Genomic DNA, 17,004 nt, shown 5'->3' with positions numbered 1-17,004 from the left:
ACACGCTGCTCGAACCGCGGCGGGAGAGCCCTCCCGCACGGCCGCCCCTCCGGCGGCCGGACGCGAGGCGCCGAAGGAGCAACCCTCCCCGGGAATCTCTCAGGCCCCCGTACCGCCGCGGCGAGGCAACTCTGGAAAGCGACCGTCCCACCCGGGCCGGTCCACCGACGGTGCAAGTCGGCGCGCCCCGGCCCTCGCGGCATGGCGGACCGGCAAAACTCTCAGGTCGCACGACCCGCGCTGCGGGCCGGCGGATGACAGAGCGGGGAGGCCGCGCCCGACCCCCGCACGTCCGCCCTCGCCCGCCCGCCCGACCGGAGCAGCCGCGTGACCCCTCTCGAGTCCCTCCCGTCCGACGTCCGCACGCGCGACGCCGGCCCCGACGCCCCGACGGACGCCGCGCGCGGCTTCGCGGACCGGCACGTCGGCCCCCGCCCCGCCGACCTGCACCCGATGCTCGCGCACGTGGGCGACGGCTGGCCGTCCGTGGACGCGCTGATCGACGCCGCGGTCCCGGCGAGCATCCGCACCGGCCGGCCGCTGGCGCTGCCGGAGGCGCGCGGCGAGTCCGAGGTGCTGGCCGCCCTGCGCGCGATCGCGGACAAGAACACCGTGCTCACGCAGATGATCGGCCTCGGGTACCACGACACGGTGACGCCCCCGGTGATCCGCCGGAACGTCCTGGAGTCCCCCGCCTGGTACACCGCGTACACGCCGTACCAGCCGGAGATCTCCCAGGGCCGGCTCGAGGCGCTGCTCAACTTCCAGACCGTCGTCGCCGACCTCACCGCGCTGCCGGTCGCGAACGCGTCGCTGCTCGACGAGGCCACGGCCGTCGCCGAGGCGGTCGCCCTCATGCACCGGGCCGCGAAGGGCCGCACCGGGGTCGTCGTCCTGGACGCGGACTGCCTGCCGCAGACGCTCGCCGTGACCCTCGGCCGCGCGGAGGCCGCCGGGCTGGGCGTGCGGGTCGCCGACCTGTCCGCGGGGCTGCCGGAGCTCGGGGACGACGCCCTGGTCGGCCTGGTGCTCCAGGCGCCCGGCGCGTCCGGCGCCGTCCGCGACCTCGCCCCGCTCGTCGCCGCCGCGAAGGAGGCCGGCGCCCTGGTGACCGTCGCCGCCGACCTGCTGTCCCTCACGCTGCTCACCCCGCCCGGCGAGCTCGGCGCGGACATCGCGGTCGGCTCGGCCCAGCGGTTCGGCGTCCCGCTGTTCTACGGCGGCCCGCACGCCGCCTACATGGCGGTCCGCACCGGGCTCGAGCGCTCGCTGCCGGGCAGGCTGGTCGGCGTCTCGGTCGACGCGGACGGCGCCCCCGCCTACCGCCTGGCGCTGCAGACCCGCGAGCAGCACATCCGCCGCGAGAAGGCCACGAGCAACATCTGCACCGCGCAGGCCCTGCTCGCGATCGTCGCCTCCATGTACGCCGTGCACCACGGCCCCGACGGGCTGCGGGAGATCGCGGAGCGGGTGCACGCCCGCGCGGTCGCCCTGGCCGACGGCCTGCGCGTGGCGGGGGTCGAGGTCGCGCACGCGCAGTTCTTCGACACCGTCCGCGCGGTCGTCCCGGGTCGTGCCCGCGCGGTGGTCGCCGCCGCGGCCGCCCGGGGCATCAACGTGTGGGCGCCGGACGACGACCACGTCCAGGTCGCGTGCGACGAGGTGACGACCGAGGCCCACGTCGCCGCGGTGCTGGACGCGTTCGGGGCTGCCGCCGACCCGGCGCCCGCGGCGACCCCCGGGACGGGCGCCCCGGCGATCCCGGCCGCCCTGCGCCGCACCAGCGCCTACCTCACGCACCCGGTGTTCCACCGGTACCGGTCCGAGACCGCGATGCTGCGCTACCTGCGCGCGCTGTCCGACAAGGACCTCGCGCTCGACCGGACGATGATCCCCCTGGGCTCCTGCACGATGAAGCTCAACGCCACCGTCGAGATGGAGGCGATCTCCTGGCCCGGGTTCGCGGGCCTGCACCCGTTCGTGCCGGCCGACCAGGCCGCCGGGTACGCCGAGCTCATCGCGGACCTCGCGGGCTGGCTCGCCGAGATCACCGGGTACGCCGCGGTCTCGGTCCAGCCGAACGCCGGCTCGCAGGGGGAGTTCGCCGGCCTGCTGGCGATCCGCGGGTACCACGAGGGCCGCCGAGCGGAGGCGCTGGCCGCGGGCGCCGACCCGGCCGCGGTCCCGGTGCGGGACGTCTGCCTCATCCCCGCCTCGGCGCACGGCACCAACGCCGCGTCGGCCGCCCTGGCCGGCATGCGGGTCGTCGTCGTCGCCACCGCCGAGGACGGCTCGGTGCAGCTCGACGACCTGCGCGCGAAGCTCGACCAGCACGGGCCGAGCGTCGCGGCGATCATGATCACGTACCCCTCGACGCACGGCGTCTACGAGGAGGACGTCCGCGAGGTGTGCGACCTGGTGCACGCCGCGGGCGGCCAGGTCTACATCGACGGCGCGAACCTCAACGCGCTGGTGGGGCTCGCGCGGCCGGGCGAGTTCGGCGGTGACGTCTCGCACCTGAACCTGCACAAGACGTTCTGCATCCCGCACGGCGGCGGCGGTCCCGGCGTCGGGCCGATCGGGGTCGCGGCGCACCTCGTGCCGTACCTGCCGGCGACCGACGTCGTGCTGCCCGCCGGACCCGGGGTGGCCGGCGGCGCGGCCCCGGCGGTGTCGGCCGCGCCGTTCGGGTCGGCGGGCATCCTGCCGATCTCCTGGGCCTACGTCGCGCTGATGGGCGGCGACGGCCTGCGCCGGGCGACCGAGACCGCCGTGCTGTCCGCGAACTACCTCGCGTCCCGCCTGGCCCCGCACTTCCCCGTGCTCTACACCGGCCCGGCCGGGCTGGTCGCGCACGAGTGCATCCTGGACCTGCGCGGGATCACCAAGCAGACCGGCGTCACGGCCGAGGACGTCGCCAAGCGGCTGATGGACTACGGGTTCCACGCCCCGACGCTGTCCTTCCCGGTGGCCGGCACCCTCATGGTGGAGCCGACCGAGAGCGAGGACCTGGCCGAGCTCGACCGGTTCGTCGCCGCCATGGTCGCGATCCGCGGCGAGATCGACGCCGTCGCCGCGGGCCGGTGGCCGGTCGCCGACTCGCCGCTGCGCGGCGCCCCGCACACCGCGGCCGCCGTGACCGCCGACGCCTGGGACAAGCCGTACGGCCGGGAGCTGGCCGCCTACCCGGTCGCGAGCCTGCGGTCCGGGAAGTACTGGCCGCCGGTCCGGCGGATCGACGGCGCGCACGGGGACCGCAACCTCGTGTGCGCCTGCCCGCCGATCGAGGCCTACGCCGAGGGAGCCGCGCTGTGACCGACCCGACCACCGAGACCGTCCTGTCGCCGCTGCACGCGGAGCACGAGGCGCTCGGCGCGACGATGACCCCGTTCGCCGGCTGGCTGATGCCGCTGCGGTACGCGGGCGACCTGGCCGAGCACCAGGCGGTGCGCGCCGCGGCCGGGCTGTTCGACCTGTCGCACATGGGCGAGCTGCACGTCGACGGCCCGGGCGCCGGGGCCGGACTGGACCGGGCGCTGGTGGGGAACATCTCCGGCCTCGCCGTGGGCCGCGCCCGCTACACCATGATCGTGCAGGAGGACGGCGGGATCCTCGACGACCTCATCGTCTACCGGCTCGCCGACGCGTCCTTCCTCGTGGTGGCCAACGCGTCGAACGTCGCCGTCGTGCGCGACGCGCTGGCCGTGCGGCTCGCGGACGCCGACGCCTCGCTGACCGACCGGTCGCTGGAGACGGCGCTGGTCGCGGTGCAGGGGCCGCGGGCGGCCGGGATCGTCACCGGGCTGGTCGCCGACCCCGGCGAGGCCGCCGCGGTGCGGGACGTGCGGTACTACGCCGCGGTCCCCGCGACCGTCGCCGGCGTCGAGGCGCTCGTCGCCCGGACGGGGTACACCGGCGAGGACGGGTTCGAGCTGTTCGTGCCGGCCGACGCCGCGCCCGGGCTGTGGCGCGCGCTGCTGGCGGCCGGGGAGCCGCTGGGCCTGGTCCCCGCGGGCCTGTCCGCGCGGGACAGCCTGCGGCTCGAGGCCGGGATGCCGCTGTACGGCAACGAGCTCGACCGCACGACCACGCCGCACGACGCCGGGCTCGGCCGGGTCGTCCGCCTGGACAAGGCCGGGGCCGACGGCGAGCCGCTGCCGTTCGTCGGCCGGGACGCCCTGGCGGCCCGCGCGCACGCGACGCCCTCGCGGGTGCTGGTGGGCCTGGTCGGCCTCGGTCGCCGCGCCGCCCGGCACGGCTACGAGGTCCTCACCTCCGCGGAGCCGGACGCGGCGACCGTCGGCCGGGTGACCTCCGGCGCGCCGTCGCCGACCCTGGGCACGCCGATCGCGATGGCGTACGTGACGCCGGAGGTGTCCGCGCCGGGCACCGAGCTCGCCGTGGACGTCCGCGGCCGGCGGGAGCCCGTCCGCGTCGTCGAGCTGCCGTTCTACCGCCGGTCCTGACCGGCTGCTGCCCCCGTCCCCGCCCGAACCCCGCCCCGACCCGGCCCGAACCCCCTGGAGAGACCCCATGAGCGACGTCCCGAACCACCTGCAGTACACCGCCGAGCACGAGTGGATCGACGGCGCGGAGCCCGCCACGGTCGGCATCACGAAGAACGCGGCCGACGCGCTCGGCGACATCGTCTACCTGGAGCTGCCGACGGTCGGCAGCGAGATCGCCGCGGGCGCGGTCGTCGGCGAGGTCGAGTCCACCAAGTCGGTCTCCGAGCTGTTCTCCCCGGTGTCCGGCACGGTGGTCGAGGTGAACCAGGACGCGGTCGACGAGCCGTCCGTCGTGAACGCCGACCCGTACGGCGCGGGGTGGCTGTTCAAGGTCGACGTGACCTCGACCGGGGCGCTGCTGTCGCCCGAGGAGTACGCGGCGACGATCACGGACTGAGACGCGCGGGGAGGGGCACTAGGCCGTTCGGGTGGTTCTCAGGCGACGTGGAGGACACCGCTTCCCGGCGGGTGACCTGGGACTTCGGTCCTAGCACACTACCCATTAGTACGTATTTGTCCGGCGCGCCGCGCGGGCGGGTGAGATCGCAACTGCGATGGGGGCCGCCATAGTTGCCGATCAACCGGGAGTCGGCGGCCGGAGACCCCCAGCCGCCGGAACTCGTCCATCGCACGGAGGTCACCATGGCCACTCTGGAGCTCGCCCCCTCCCCCTCCAGCAGCATCCTCGGCGAGCCGCTCACCACCCGTGAGCGCGTCGTGCTGGCGGAGCTCGGCGAGGACGTCACGCTCGAGGACATCGCGCGTCGGCTCTTCGTCACCCGCAACACCGTGAAGTCGCAGGTCCGCTCGGTCTACCGCAAGATCGGCGTCTCGACGCGATCCGAGGCGGTCGCCTGGGCCAAGGCCGCCGGCATCCGCTGACTCCGTCGGCCCGGCTCGCCCCGGGTCGCGACGACTCCGGGCCGCCGTCCCCTCGCCGGGGCGGCGGCCTCGTCGTGTGCCGGGCCCTCAGCGGCCGTGCTCGCGCAGGACGTGCTCCGCGAGCTCCCGGACCGCGGGAGCCGGCCGCCGGCCCCGGGCCCACACCACCCGGAGCGTCCGGCGCAGGTCCACGTCCTCGACCGGCACCACGCGCAGGTCCCCGCGCGCGACCTCGTCCGCGACGGTCAGCCGGGACAGCACGGCGGCGGCCGTCCCCCCGCGCACCACGTTCTTCACCGCCGACGTCGAGCCCAGCTGGGCCGGCGACCCGGCGAGCGGCGACCCCGCCGCGGCCAGCGCCCGCTCCAGCACCGCACGCGTGCCGGAGCCCGCCTCCCGCACCGCGAGCGGCGCTGCCGACAGCTCCGCCGCGGTGAGCGTCCGGCGGCGGCGGGCCCACGGGTGGCCGGGCGCGACCACGACCACGAGCTCGTCGGCGCCGACGTCGCGCGCGTGCAGCCCGTCGGCCACGTCCGGGCCCTCGACGAAGCCCAGGTCGGCGCGCCCGTGCAGCACCGCGTCCATGACGTCCCGGGAGTTCGCGACCACGAGGTCGACCACCGCCGCACCCGCCGGCCGGGACGCCAGCCAGCCCGGCACGAGGTACTCCGCCACGCTCAGGCTGGCGGCGACCCGGACGCGGCCCTGCTGCGCCGTCCGGAGCGCCGCCGCCTCCCGCTCCAGCGCGTCCGAGGCTGCCAGCACGTCCCGCGCCCGGGTGAGCAGTGCCGTCCCGGCCGGGGTCAGCCGGGTGCCGGACGCCGCTCGGGTCACGAGCGTCAGCCCGGTCTGCCGCTCCAGCCGGCGCAGCCCGGTGCTCACCGACGGCTGCGCGAGGCCGAGCGAGCGGGCGGCGGCGGACAACGAGCCGTGCGCGTCGACGGCGTCGAGGAGCTCGAGCGCGCCGAGCGGGATCCGGCGGCCCGCCGGGGGGACGTCAGCCATAGCCTCAGGCTAGATCCTGCGAGGCGACCGGGCGTTCCGCGCTCGGGGTCGCGCGGCCGAGGGTGGAGTCGTGCCCCTCCTCACGCCCACCCGGACCGCCGGCGTGCGCGAGCTCGCGCCCGGCGTGGCCGCGGCCGTCGCGGTCGCCGCGCTGTGCGTCGGCCTCACCGCCGTCGTGCCCGTGCTGCCCGGCCTGCTCGTCGCGATCGTCCTCGGCGCCGCCGCCCGGTCGGCCGGCCTCGTGCCCGTCGCGCTCGACCCCGGCCTCGCGTGGGCCGGCCGGCGGCTGCTCCGCGCCGGGGTGGTGCTGCTCGGGCTCCAGCTGTCGCTCGGCGACCTGCTCGGCCTCGGCCTCCGGGAGGTGGCCGTCCTGCTCGCGACCGTCGCGGCGACGTTCGCGGCGACGCTGTGGCTCGGCCCGCGGCTCGGCGTCGGGCGGGCCCTGACGCTCCTGGTCGCGACCGGGTTCTCCATCTGCGGCGCCGCGGCCGTCGCGGGCATGAGCCCCGTGGCCGACGCCGACGAGGAGGATGTCGCCACCGCCGTCGCGCTCGTCACCGTCTACGGGAGCGTCGCGCTGGTCGCGCTGCCGCTCGTCGCCGGCGCGCTCGGCCTGTCCGACCGGACCGCCGGGCTGTGGGCCGGGATGTCGGTGCACGAGGTGGCGCAGGTGGTGGCGGCCGCGGGGACGGTGTCGGCGGCGGCGCTGACCGTGGCGGTCGTCGCGAAGCTCGCGCGGGTGCTGCTGCTGGCACCGCTGGTCGCGGGGGTGGGGGTCGCGCGGCGGCGGGGGCGGTCGGCGGGTGCGGGGGGCGGCCGGGGAACCGGCCGGCGGGCGCCGCTCGTCCCGCTGTTCGTCGCCGGGTTCGTGGCGGCGGTGCTGGTCCGGTCCGCCGGCCTGGTGCCGGACGCGGTGCTGCCCGCGGTGAAGCCGGTGACCACGCTGGCGCTGGCCGCGGCGATGACGGCGCTCGGGACGCAGATCCACGTCGGCCGGCTGGTCCGGACCGGCGGCCGGCCGCTGGCCCTCGGGGCGGTGGCGACCGTGGTCGCGGCGGGCGTCAGCCTCGGGGGCCTGGTGCTGGCGACCTGAGCCGGCCTCGGCGGGCGCCGGGTCGACCTCCCGGAGTCCGGCGCCCCGGGCTCACGACGACCCGTCCGGCGGGGGCGCGGTGGACTCGCGCACCACGAGCCGGGTCGCCAGCTCGATGTGGTGCGAGTCGGGGAGCTCGCCGTCGGCCATGCGCAGCACGGTGCGCAGCGCGACCCGGCCGATCTCCTCGACGGGCTGGCGCACGCTGGTGAGCGCGGGCGTCGTCCAGGCGGCGAGGTACGTGTCGTCGTACCCGACGACGGACAGGTCGTCGGGGATGCGGAGCCGCAGTCGCCGTGCCGCCTCCATCACCCCGAGGGCCTGGGTGTCGCTGGACGCGGCGACGGCGGTCGGGCGGTCGGGGCGGGCGAGGACGCGCGCGGCGACGGCGAGGGCGGCGTCCCGGTCGAAGCGCGCGTGCTGCACCACCACCGACCCGGGCGGCAGGCCGGCGCGTGCGCAGGCGGAGCGGAACCCCTCGACCCGCGCGACCGCGCTCATGGAGGTCTCGGGGCCGGCGATGAGGGCCATCCGGCGGTGTCCCAGCCCGATCAGGTGCCCTGCCGCCGCGCGGCCGCCGTCCCAGTTGGTCGACCCGACCGAGACGAGCTCCGGGGTCGTGAGGTCGAGGGGGTCGACGACGACCACGGGCAGCCGGGCCCGCGCGATGTTGGCGTAGGTGTCCTCGGTGACCTGTGCCGTGACGACGATCGCGCCCGTGCGCCGCGCCGCGATCAGCCGGCGGGTCCAGGTGACGGCGGACTCGGCGCGGCTGTCGCCGGCCCGGGGTCGCACGCGGCCGAGGACGACGTCCGCCCCCGCCTCCTCCGCGGCGACGGTGACGCCGCGGAGCAGCTCGGTGATGTAGGGGTTGTCGAGCTTGTCGACGAGCAGCTCCACCGCGCGCCGGCGCGGGCTGTTGCGCGCCCCCGGCGTGTGGTAGCCCAGCGCAGCCGCGGCGTCGAGCACCCGCGCGGTGGTGGTGGCGGCGACGCCGTCGTGGCCGTTGAGCGCCTTGGACGCGGTGGCGGGGGACACCCCGGCCCGGTCCGCGACCTCGTTCAGGGTGGGGCGGGGGGTCGTGCGTGCCATGGGCCTGCTCTCGTCGTGCGGTCGTGCCGGTCAGTGGGCGAAAAGATTTCTTTCGAGATCCGCCCCGGACACTACCGGTGGGGACCGGGAAAATCGAGTGTTGACACCCATATGGGGCGTCGATACGTTGTTGAACGACGCAAGAGAACTGAAACATTTCCGCGAGGACGCCGACGCACGTCGCTGTGCGCCGCGCCGCTCGTCCTGTCGTCCCGCCCCGGAGCCCAGCCGCCTCCGACCGTGCGGGTCCTCGTCCCCGCATCCGGGTGCCGAGGACCCGCCGCGCCGAAAGAGGTGACTGCCGTCATGCGCCCCGTCGTCCGGTTGCTCTACTCCCAACGGCTCGCGCCGTACCTGTTCATCCTGCCGTTCCTCGTGACCCTCGCGGTGTTCTGGTTCATCCCCGTGGCGCGCTCGTTCGTCATGTCGACCCAGGAGGTGCTGTACGGCCAGACGACCTCCGTGGGGATGGACAACTACGCCCGGCTCTGGAACGACAGCGTCTTCTGGACCGCGATGCGCAACAGCGCCCGGTACATGGTCCTGACGCTGCTGCTGCTCATCCCGATCCCGATGATGCTCGCCGCCGTCGTGAGCTCGCGCATCGGCAGCCGCCGGGTCAAGGCGTTCTTCAAGGCGTCGATGTTCGTCCCGGCCCTCACGTCCGTGGTGGTCTCGGGCCTGGTGTTCCGGCTCATGTTCTCCGAGTCCGACAGCGCGCTCATGAACCAGGTCGTCCAGTTCTTCGGCTTCGGGCCGGTCCGCTGGCTCCGCGAGGACCTGACCGGGCTGGCCGCGCTGCTGGCGCTCGCGGTGTGGCGGTGGACGGGCGTGAACACCATGTACTTCATCGCCGGTATGCAGTCGATCCCGGCGGAGTACTACGAGGCGGCCGCGATCGACGGCGCGAACAAGCGGCAGCAGTTCCTGCGCATCACCGTCCCCAACCTCAGGCCGACGATCGTGTACGTCACGACGATCAGCGTCTACGGCGGCCTGGCCATGTTCCTGGAGAGCTTCATGCTCTACGGCGGGAACGCCTCCCCGAACAACCAGGCGCTGACGGTCGTCGGCTACCTGTACCGCAAGGGCATCGAGCAGAACGACCTCGGCTTCGCGTCCGCGGTGGGGATCGTGCTGCTGGTGGTCGTCATGACCATCAACATCACGCAGCTCACCCTGTCCGGCACCTTCAGGAAGGAGAACGTCCGGTGACCGCGCTCACGGGCCGCCGGCGCACCGGGACGCCGCCGTCGAGCCGGTCCGACGGCCAGGAGCCCGGCACCCGCCGGGTCCTCTCCGTCGGGCAGTCGGTCGTGCTGGTCGCGATCGCGCTCACCGCGCTCGTCCCCCTGGCCGCCATCTTCATCGCCACGTTCCAGGACGGCGCCGACGTCATGCGCGGCGGCGTCAGCCTCGGCGTCGACACCTCGACGCTGAGCCTGGACAACTGGACCATGCTCTTCACCGACTCCGGCCCGTACTTCCGGTGGTTCGCCAACTCCCTGGTCCTCACCACCGTCCAGGTCGCCGGCACGCTGCTGGTCAGCTCCTTCGTCGCCTACGGGTTCGCCATGTACGAGTTCCGGGGGCGCACGCCGTTGTTCATCGCGGTGCTGGCGATCATGGCCGTCCCGTTCGAGATGGTCATGCTCCCGCTGTACGTCCAGGTCAACGAGATGGGGCTGGCGGACACCTACACGGTGATCGTGATCCCGTTCCTCGCGGCGGCGGTGACCATCTTCTTCTTCCGCCAGTACTTCCTGGGAGTGCCGAAGGAGATCCTCGAGGCGGGCCGCGTCGACGGCGTCACCGAGTTCGGCATCTTCTTCCGCCTGGTGCTGCCGATCGCCCGGCCGGCCATCGCGGCGATGGCCATCCTCAACGGGATGATGTGCTGGAACAACCTGCTCTGGCCGCTGCTCGTCCTGCGCTCGTCGGAGAAGTTCACGCTGCCGATCGGCCTGAACACGCTGATCACCCCGTACGCGAACAACTACGGGCTGCTCCTCGTCGGGTCGTTCTTCTCCCTCGTCCCGATCCTCATCCTCTTCCTCACGTTCCAGCGGTTCTTCGTCGAGGGAATGACCGCGGGCGCCGTCAAGGGCTGACCCGCGCACGTACAAGAAGGAGACAAAGAAATGTCCAGAAGCAGGACGACGGCGTCCGTGGTCGTGGCCGCGATGGTGCTCTCCGCGACCCTGGCGTGCTCGAGCGGCGGCGCGCAGCAGGAGCCGACGGTGAACGCCGACGGGTCGACCCCGATGGAGATGTGGATCTTCGGCGAGCTGCACGGTGCGCTGTACGAGCAGATGGCCGACCGCTGGAACGAGCTCAACCCCGACCGGCAGATCGACCTCGAGCTCACGGTCTACCCGTACCAGGACATGCACAACAAGCTGCAGCTGGCCGCGAACTCCGGGGCGGGGATGCCGGATCTCGCCGACATCGAGGTCACCAAGTTCGCGAACTTCGTGCGGGGCGACAACCCGCCGCTGATGGACCTGTCGCAGGCGGCGGAGCCGTACCGCGACGACATCGTGGAGGCGCGCCTCGAGCTGTACAGCCGCGACGACGCGCTCTACGGCTACCCGACGCACGTGGGCGCGTTCGTGACCTTCTACAACACCGAGCTCCTCGAGGCCGCCGGCATCGACTACACGACGATCGAGACCTGGGACGACTTCGCCGCGGCCGGGGCCGAGTACAGCGCCGCGACGGGCAAGGCGTTCGGCACGGCCAACACCGACGTCTTCTTCGTGGAGCCGCTGGTGATCGCCCAGAACGGCGGTTCGCTGTTCGCGGAGGACGGCACCGTCCAGGTCGACAGCGCGGAGGTGGTGTCGTCCATGGAGATGATGCAGGACATGGTCGAGTCCGGGGCGATCTCGCCGATCCCCGGCTCGAGCCCGGACGACGAGGAGGCCTACGGCGCGATCGGACGGGGCGACTTCGCGGCCATCGTCTACCCGGCCTGGTACACGTCGCGGTTCGTCGACTACATGCCCGACCTGGCGGGGAAGATCGCGATCGCGCCCGCGCCCGTCGTCGCCGGATCGGACACGGCGACCATCGGCGGCGGCGGCACGGGCACGGCGGTGTCGGCGAGCTCGCCGGTGAAGGACCTGGCGGCGGAGTGGCTCGCCTTCGCCAAGCTGTCCCCGGAGGCGAACGTCGCCGTCTGGGAGATCCTCGGCTTCGACCCGGTCAACATGTCCGTCTGGGACGACGACGCCGTGACCAAGAACCCCGACAACGCGTTCAACCAGTACTTCACGACGAACCTGTTCGACGTGCTGAACGAGGTCAAGGACGGCATCGGGCACTTCGACTCGTTCAGCAGCCCCGACCTGCCCCCGGTGAACAGCCGGTTCGGCACGGTCACGCTGGCCGAGATCTACGAGGGCGGCGTGCCGGCCCGCGAGGCCCTGGAGCAGGCGCAGCAGGAGCTGCAGAACGAGCTGCGACAGGGCTGACCGGCGCGGCCCGTCCCGGCCCGACGCCTTCGAGTGGAGGGTTCGCGCACGACACGCCCGGCGTGTCGCGTTCAAACCCTCCACTCGGCGGGACCGGTCCCCGGGCGCGGAGGCGGGCCGGGTCGTGGCGCTGGCAGACTTCCCGCATGACCCCGCCCGTCCTCGTCGTCGCCGCGGCGCTGGTCGACGACCTCGACGCCCCGACCGCCCTGCTGGCCGCCCGCCGGCGGCAGCCCGTGAGCCTGGCGGGCCGGTGGGAGTTCCCCGGCGGGAAGGTCGAGCCGGGCGAGGACCCGGAGGCGGCGCTGCACCGGGAGATCCGGGAGGAGCTCGGCGTCGGGCTGACGCTCGGGACGGAGCTCCCCGGGCCCGACGACGGGTGCTGGCGGCTGAGCGACCGGTACGTGATGCGGCTCTGGCTGGCCGCCGTCGCGGAGGGCGAGCCGGAGCCGCTGGTCGAGCACGACGCCCTGCTGTGGCTGCCCCGCGGGGAGTGGCTGACGGTGCCGTGGCTGGACGCGGACGTGCGGATCGTGTCGGCCCTGGCGGCCGCGACGGAGACCGGCGACCGCCTGCCGGACCCACGCTGACCAGCGCGTTCTGCTCTCGGCGAACGCCCTGGACGACCGTTAGCACTCGACACCCGAGAGTGCTAGAACATGTCTCGTAGCCCTTCCGGTGCGGGGCCGCCGCACCGGAGCAGACCACGGTCCCGGAGCGGCCGGGACCTCGAGGGAGGTGACGGGCTGTGGCTACGCGTTTCGACCCGTTCCAGGAGATGGACCGGCTCATGGGCCAGGTGCTCGGCTCGCAGCGGGCGGCGGCGTCCATGCCGATGGACCTGTACCGCGCGGGCGACCACTACGTCCTGCACGTCGACCTGCCGGGTGCGGACCCGGGGTCGATCGACGTGAACGTGGACGACCGCACGCTGACCATCCGGGCGCAGCGCACCGCGCGCACCGAGGACGGGCAGCAGTGGCTCGCCAAGGAGCGCCCGGTCGGCACCTACGCCCGGCAGCTGACCGTCGGGCGGGGGCTCGACCTGGACGCCATCCACGCCTCGTACGCCGACGGCGTGCTCACCCTGACCATCCCGGTGGCCGAGGAGGCCAAGCCGCGCCGCATCGAGGTCCAGACCGGTGGGACGCCGGCGACCATCGAGGCCGGGGCCGACGCGACGCAGGAGCGCGCGGACGCCTGACGCCGGCGGCCGGCAGACCGACGCCCCGGTCCCCCGCGCGGGGGACCGGGGCGTCGTCGCGTGCGGCGCAGCTCAGGCCGTCGGCACCGCCAGGGACGCCCGCACCGTGCGGGTCGCGGCGAGCACGTGCTCGAGCGACGGGGTGACCTCGGCGTAGCGGCGGGTCTTCAGGCCGCAGTCCGGGTTGACCCACAGCTGCTCCGGGTCGATCGCCCGGACCGCCTCGGTGAGCAGCTCGGTGACCTCGGCCTCGCTCGGCACCCGCGGGGAGTGGATGTCGTAGACGCCCGGGCCGATGCCGCGCGGGTACCCCTCGGCGGCGATGTCGGCCAGGATCTCCATCTTCGACCGGGCGGCCTCGATGGACGTCACGTCGGCGTCCAGGCCGTCGATCGCGCCGATGACCTCGCCGAACTCCGAGTAGCACAGGTGCGTGTGGATCTGGGTGTCCGGCCGGACACCCGACGTCGCGAGGCGGAAGGACCGGACCGACCACTCCAGGTAGGCCGCGTGGTCCTCGGCCCGCAGCGGCAGCAGCTCGCGGAGCGCGGGCTCGTCCACCTGCACGATCGCCGTGCCGGCGGCCTCGAGGTCGGCGACCTCGTCGCGCAGCGCCAGCGCCACCTGGTTCGCGGTGTCGCCGAGCGGCTGGTCGTCGCGGACGAACGACCACGCGAGGATCGTCACCGGCCCGGTCAGCATGCCCTTCACCGGCTTCGGGGTGAGCGACTGCGTGTAGGTCGTCCACGGCACGGTGATCGGCGCCGGGCGCGCGACGTCGCCCCAGAGGATGGACGGGCGGGTGCACCGCGAGCCGTAGGACTGGACCCAGCCGTTCTGGGTGACCGCGAAGCCGTCCAGGTTCTCGGCGAAGTACTGCACCATGTCGTTCCGCTCGGGCTCGCCGTGCACGAGCACGTCGAGGCCGATCTGCTCCTGGAGCTCGACGACCTGGCGGATCTCCGCCTTCATCGCGTCCTCGTACTGGGCCGCGGTGAGCTCGCCCCGGCCGAACGCGGTGCGGGCCGCGCGGATCTCCGGCGTCTGCGGGAACGAGCCGATCGTGGTCGTCGGCAGCGCCGGCAGCCGCAGCCGGGAGGTCTGCGCGGCGCGCCGCTCGGCGAAGTCCCCGCGGTGGAACGCGCCCTCCGGGAGGGCGGCCAGGCGCTCGCGGACGTCGGGACGGACCACGCCGGGCGCCTCCGCGCGGGAGCGGCGCGCGTCGGCCGCGGCGAGGAGCTCCGCGTGCACGGCCTCCCGGCCCTCGGTCAGACCGGTCGCGAGGGTCACCACCTCGCCGATCTTCTGGTCGGCGAACGCGAGCCACGAGCGCAGGGTCGGGTCGAGCTCCGGCTCGTCCTCGACGTCGTGCGGCAGGTGGAACAGCGAGGTCGACGACGACACCGCGACCTGCGCGGCACCGAGGGACTCCAGGTGCTCCAGGGACCCGAGCGCGGCGTCCAGGTCGGCGCGCCAGATGTTGTGGCCGTCCACGACGCCCCCGACCAGCACCTTCGAGGCCAGCCCGGGCACGGGGGACGCCGGGGCGGAGCCGCGGACCAGGTCGATCGCCAGGCCCTCGACGTCGGAGGCCGCGAGCACCGGCAGCGCGTCCCGGAGGTCGCCGTAGGGGGCCGCGACCAGGATGGACGGGCGCTCGGCCGTGGGCAGGTCGGCGGCCAGCGCGCGGTACGCCTCGGCGGCCGCGGCCAGCAGCCGGTCGGCGGGCACGCCCGTCGAGTCGGACACCAGGGCGGGCTCGTCGAGCTGCACCCACGTCGCGCCCGCGCGGGCCAGGTCGCGGAGCAGCTCCGCGTACACCGGCAGCACGTCGGCGAGCCGGTCGATCGGGAGGAAGTCCGCCGGGGAACCCTCGGCGGCCTTCGCCAGGGCGAGGAACGTCACCGGCCCGACGAGCACCGGGCGGGTCAGCACGCCGTCGGCCAGCCCCTCGGCGAACTCGCGCACCGGGCGGTCGCTCGCGTACCGGAACGCCGTCGCCGGGCCGATCTCCGGCACCAGGTAGTGGTAGTTCGAGTCGAACCACTTGGTCATCTCGAGCGGCAGGTCGTCCCCGCGGCCGCGCGCCACGGTCGAGTAGCCGGCCAGGTCCAGCCCGCCGTCGGCGGTCGCGAGGTCGGCGAACCGCTCGGGCACCGCGCCGAGCACGGTCGCGGCGTCCAGCACGTGGTCGTAGAACGAGAAGGCGCTCGGGATTGCGGGCAGCCGGGTGTCCAGGCCGAGCTCCGCGAGCCGGGCGCGCGTGCGGCGGCGCAGCTCCGCGGCGGTCGCCTCGACCTCCTCGGCGGTCGAGCGGCCGGCCCAGAACGCCTCGACGGCCTTCTTGAGCTCGCGGCGCGGACCGATCCGGGGGTAGCCCAGGACGGTGCCGGAGGGGAACGGGTGGGTCAGGTCGGTCATCTCTCGCCTCAGCTGGTCGGAACGGGGGTCGGGGTGGTCGTGGGGGCGGACGTCACCTGGCTGTGCGTCCGCGGGGCGTCGCCGCCCAGGCCGGCGCCCTCGAGCAGGTCGAGGGCCGGGCCGTGCTGGTTGAACGTGTAGAGGTGCACGCCGGGGGCACCGCCGTCGAGGACGCCGTTCACCAGGTCGACGCCCAGCCGGGTGCCGGCGCGCAGGCGGCGGGCCGCGTCCGCGGGGTCGTCCGGGTCGAACGCGTCCAGCACGTCGAGCACCGCCTGCGGCACCGGCACGCCGGTGAGCTGCTGCACGCGGCGGAGCCGCGACGGGTCCGTCATCGGGATGATCCCGGGCACGATCGGGATGGTGACCCCGGCGTCGCGGGCCAGCGTGACGAGCTCGCAGTACGACTCGACGTCGTAGAACACCTGGGTGATCGCGAAGTCGGCGCCCGCGCGCTGCTTGGACAGCAGGGCCGCGACGTCCTGCTCGCGGGTGCTGCCCGAGCCGGCGTTGCCCCGGGGGAACGCGGCGACCGCCACGGACAGCGGCCGCGTCGCCGCGCGCACCGCCTGCGCCGGGCTCGACGCGCACCGGCGGGCCTCGACCTCGCGCAGCAGGGCGACCAGGGCGCTGGCGGTCGGCAGCCCGTCCGGGTGCGGGGCCCAGGAGCCGTCGGCGGGCGGGTCGCCGCGCAGGGCGAGGAACGCCCGGACGCCCTCGTCGAGGAACTCCTCGACGGTACGGGCCAGGTCGTCGCGGGACGTGGCGACGCAGGTCAGGTGCGCGATCGGGGTCAGCGAGGTCTCGCGGAGCAGCCGCCGGACCAGGGCCCGGGTCGTGCTGCGCGTGCTGCCGGAGGCGCCGTAGGTCACGGACACGAAGTCCGGGCGCGCGGCCGCGAGCCGCTCGACCGTGGTCCACAGCCGCGGGGCCGCCTCTGGGTTCCGCGGGGGGAACAGCTCGAAGGACACGGTGGGTCGGTCCACGGCACCGAGGCCGTCGGTGACGTGGTCGGTCGCGGGTGCGGCCCCCTCGGCGGGGACGCGTGCGCCGGTGCTGCTCATCGCTCGCTCCATCGATCCTGGCGGAAGCACCCGCACCCTCCGCGAGGAGGGGGGTTGCTGCGACGTCGACGAGCCAGGTCTCTCGGTCGCTCTGGATGGGTGTGGCCACAGTAGGGCCAGCGGGCGGGTGCGTCCAGTGCCCCTGATGCGTCATGGAACGACCCGCGGTCCCCGGGGTCGCCCCCGGCGGGGCGTCCTCGGCAGGCCGGCCGGGCGGCCTCCGGGACGGCGTCGGGGTGCTCGACGCACTCGTCCGCGG

14 protein-coding genes and 2 riboswitches are annotated in these 17,004 nt (G+C 74.6%); of the genes, 10 read left to right on the top strand and 4 right to left on the bottom strand.

Translation table 11 applies throughout. The features are described 5' to 3' along the window. Positions 1-10: 10 nt before the first annotated feature. Positions 11-125, top strand: a riboswitch (glycine riboswitch). Between the two features lie 202 nt (positions 126-327). The 4 genes from gcvP (at position 328) to HNR08_RS07740 (ending at position 5,390) form a co-directional block, all read left to right on the top strand. Beyond that, positions 328-3,315 carry an aminomethyl-transferring glycine dehydrogenase gene (gcvP, locus tag HNR08_RS07755; RefSeq protein WP_183834922.1) on the top strand — a complete coding sequence of 996 codons (2,988 nt, stop codon included), beginning with the start codon at positions 328-330 and terminating at the stop codon, positions 3,313-3,315. Further along, complete coding sequence (gene gcvT / locus HNR08_RS07750; protein ID WP_276509374.1) at positions 3,312-4,466, top strand: glycine cleavage system aminomethyltransferase GcvT; 1,155 nt, start codon at positions 3,312-3,314, stop codon at positions 4,464-4,466. Before gcvP ends, gcvT begins: the two co-directional genes overlap by 4 nt. 67 nt (positions 4,467-4,533) lie before the next feature. Then, positions 4,534-4,905 carry a glycine cleavage system protein GcvH gene (gene gcvH, locus HNR08_RS07745; RefSeq protein WP_146839324.1) on the top strand — a complete coding sequence of 124 codons (372 nt, stop codon included), beginning with the start codon at positions 4,534-4,536 and terminating at the stop codon, positions 4,903-4,905. A gap of 245 nt (positions 4,906-5,150) precedes the next feature. Beyond that, complete coding sequence (locus tag HNR08_RS07740; protein ID WP_146839322.1) at positions 5,151-5,390, top strand: helix-turn-helix domain-containing protein; 240 nt, start codon at positions 5,151-5,153, stop codon at positions 5,388-5,390. Positions 5,391-5,477: 87 nt separating this feature from the next. Here the strand turns inward: HNR08_RS07740 and HNR08_RS07735 are convergent, their stop codons facing one another. Then, entirely contained in the window at positions 5,478-6,395 is a 918-nt protein-coding gene (locus HNR08_RS07735; protein WP_146839320.1) for a LysR family transcriptional regulator, read from the bottom strand. Positions 6,396-6,465: 70 nt separating this feature from the next. On the opposite strand from HNR08_RS07735, the gene HNR08_RS07730 reads away from it, so the two are divergent. Further along, positions 6,466-7,488, top strand: coding sequence for a YeiH family protein (locus HNR08_RS07730; RefSeq protein WP_221286325.1), 1,023 nt, complete (start codon positions 6,466-6,468; stop codon positions 7,486-7,488). A 51-nt stretch (positions 7,489-7,539) separates the two neighbouring features. Here HNR08_RS07730 and HNR08_RS07725 read toward each other — a convergent pair whose 3' ends face one another. Next, positions 7,540-8,580, bottom strand: a complete 1,041-nt coding sequence (locus tag HNR08_RS07725; protein ID WP_146839316.1) for a LacI family DNA-binding transcriptional regulator — start codon at positions 8,578-8,580, stop codon at positions 7,540-7,542. A 306-nt stretch (positions 8,581-8,886) separates the two neighbouring features. Between HNR08_RS07725 and HNR08_RS07720 the strand changes: the two genes are divergently transcribed. The 5 genes from HNR08_RS07720 (at position 8,887) to HNR08_RS07700 (ending at position 13,260) form a co-directional block, all read left to right on the top strand. Next, entirely contained in the window at positions 8,887-9,795 is a 909-nt protein-coding gene (locus tag HNR08_RS07720; RefSeq protein WP_146836466.1) for a carbohydrate ABC transporter permease, read from the top strand. Next, positions 9,792-10,691, top strand: a complete 900-nt coding sequence (locus HNR08_RS07715; RefSeq protein WP_246803030.1) for a carbohydrate ABC transporter permease — start codon at positions 9,792-9,794, stop codon at positions 10,689-10,691. Before HNR08_RS07720 ends, HNR08_RS07715 begins: the two co-directional genes overlap by 4 nt. A 30-nt stretch (positions 10,692-10,721) precedes the next feature. Continuing rightward, complete coding sequence (locus HNR08_RS07710) at positions 10,722-12,056, top strand: ABC transporter substrate-binding protein (protein ID WP_168430751.1); 1,335 nt, start codon at positions 10,722-10,724, stop codon at positions 12,054-12,056. 146 nt (positions 12,057-12,202) lie between these two features. Further along, positions 12,203-12,646: a (deoxy)nucleoside triphosphate pyrophosphohydrolase gene (locus tag HNR08_RS07705; RefSeq protein WP_146836463.1), complete on the top strand. Its 444-nt coding sequence runs from the start codon at positions 12,203-12,205 to the stop codon at positions 12,644-12,646. A 158-nt stretch (positions 12,647-12,804) separates the two neighbouring features. Next, positions 12,805-13,260: an Hsp20/alpha crystallin family protein gene (locus HNR08_RS07700; RefSeq protein ID WP_146836460.1), complete on the top strand. Its 456-nt coding sequence runs from the start codon at positions 12,805-12,807 to the stop codon at positions 13,258-13,260. Between the two features lie 72 nt (positions 13,261-13,332). Here the strand turns inward: HNR08_RS07700 and metE are convergent, their stop codons facing one another. Both metE and HNR08_RS07690 read right to left on the bottom strand, forming a co-directional pair. Continuing rightward, the gene (metE, locus tag HNR08_RS07695) at positions 13,333-15,681 is read right to left on the bottom strand and encodes a 5-methyltetrahydropteroyltriglutamate--homocysteine S-methyltransferase (protein ID WP_146836458.1); all 2,349 of its coding nucleotides are present in this window, start codon (positions 15,679-15,681) and stop codon (positions 13,333-13,335) included. Positions 15,682-15,689: 8 nt separating this feature from the next. Then, positions 15,690-16,745, bottom strand: coding sequence for a methylenetetrahydrofolate reductase (locus tag HNR08_RS07690; RefSeq protein ID WP_146836456.1), 1,056 nt, complete (start codon positions 16,743-16,745; stop codon positions 15,690-15,692). Continuing rightward, positions 16,739-16,847: riboswitch (SAM riboswitch) on the bottom strand. (Overlaps the previous gene by 7 nt.) Between the last annotated feature and the right edge of the window lie 157 nt (positions 16,848-17,004).

Source organism: Cellulomonas hominis (assembly GCF_014201095.1).
Lineage (GTDB): Bacteria > Actinomycetota > Actinomycetes > Actinomycetales > Cellulomonadaceae > Cellulomonas > Cellulomonas hominis.
Note: the sequence above shows the minus strand (reverse complement) of the source record. Positions and strands in the feature narration are given on the sequence as shown.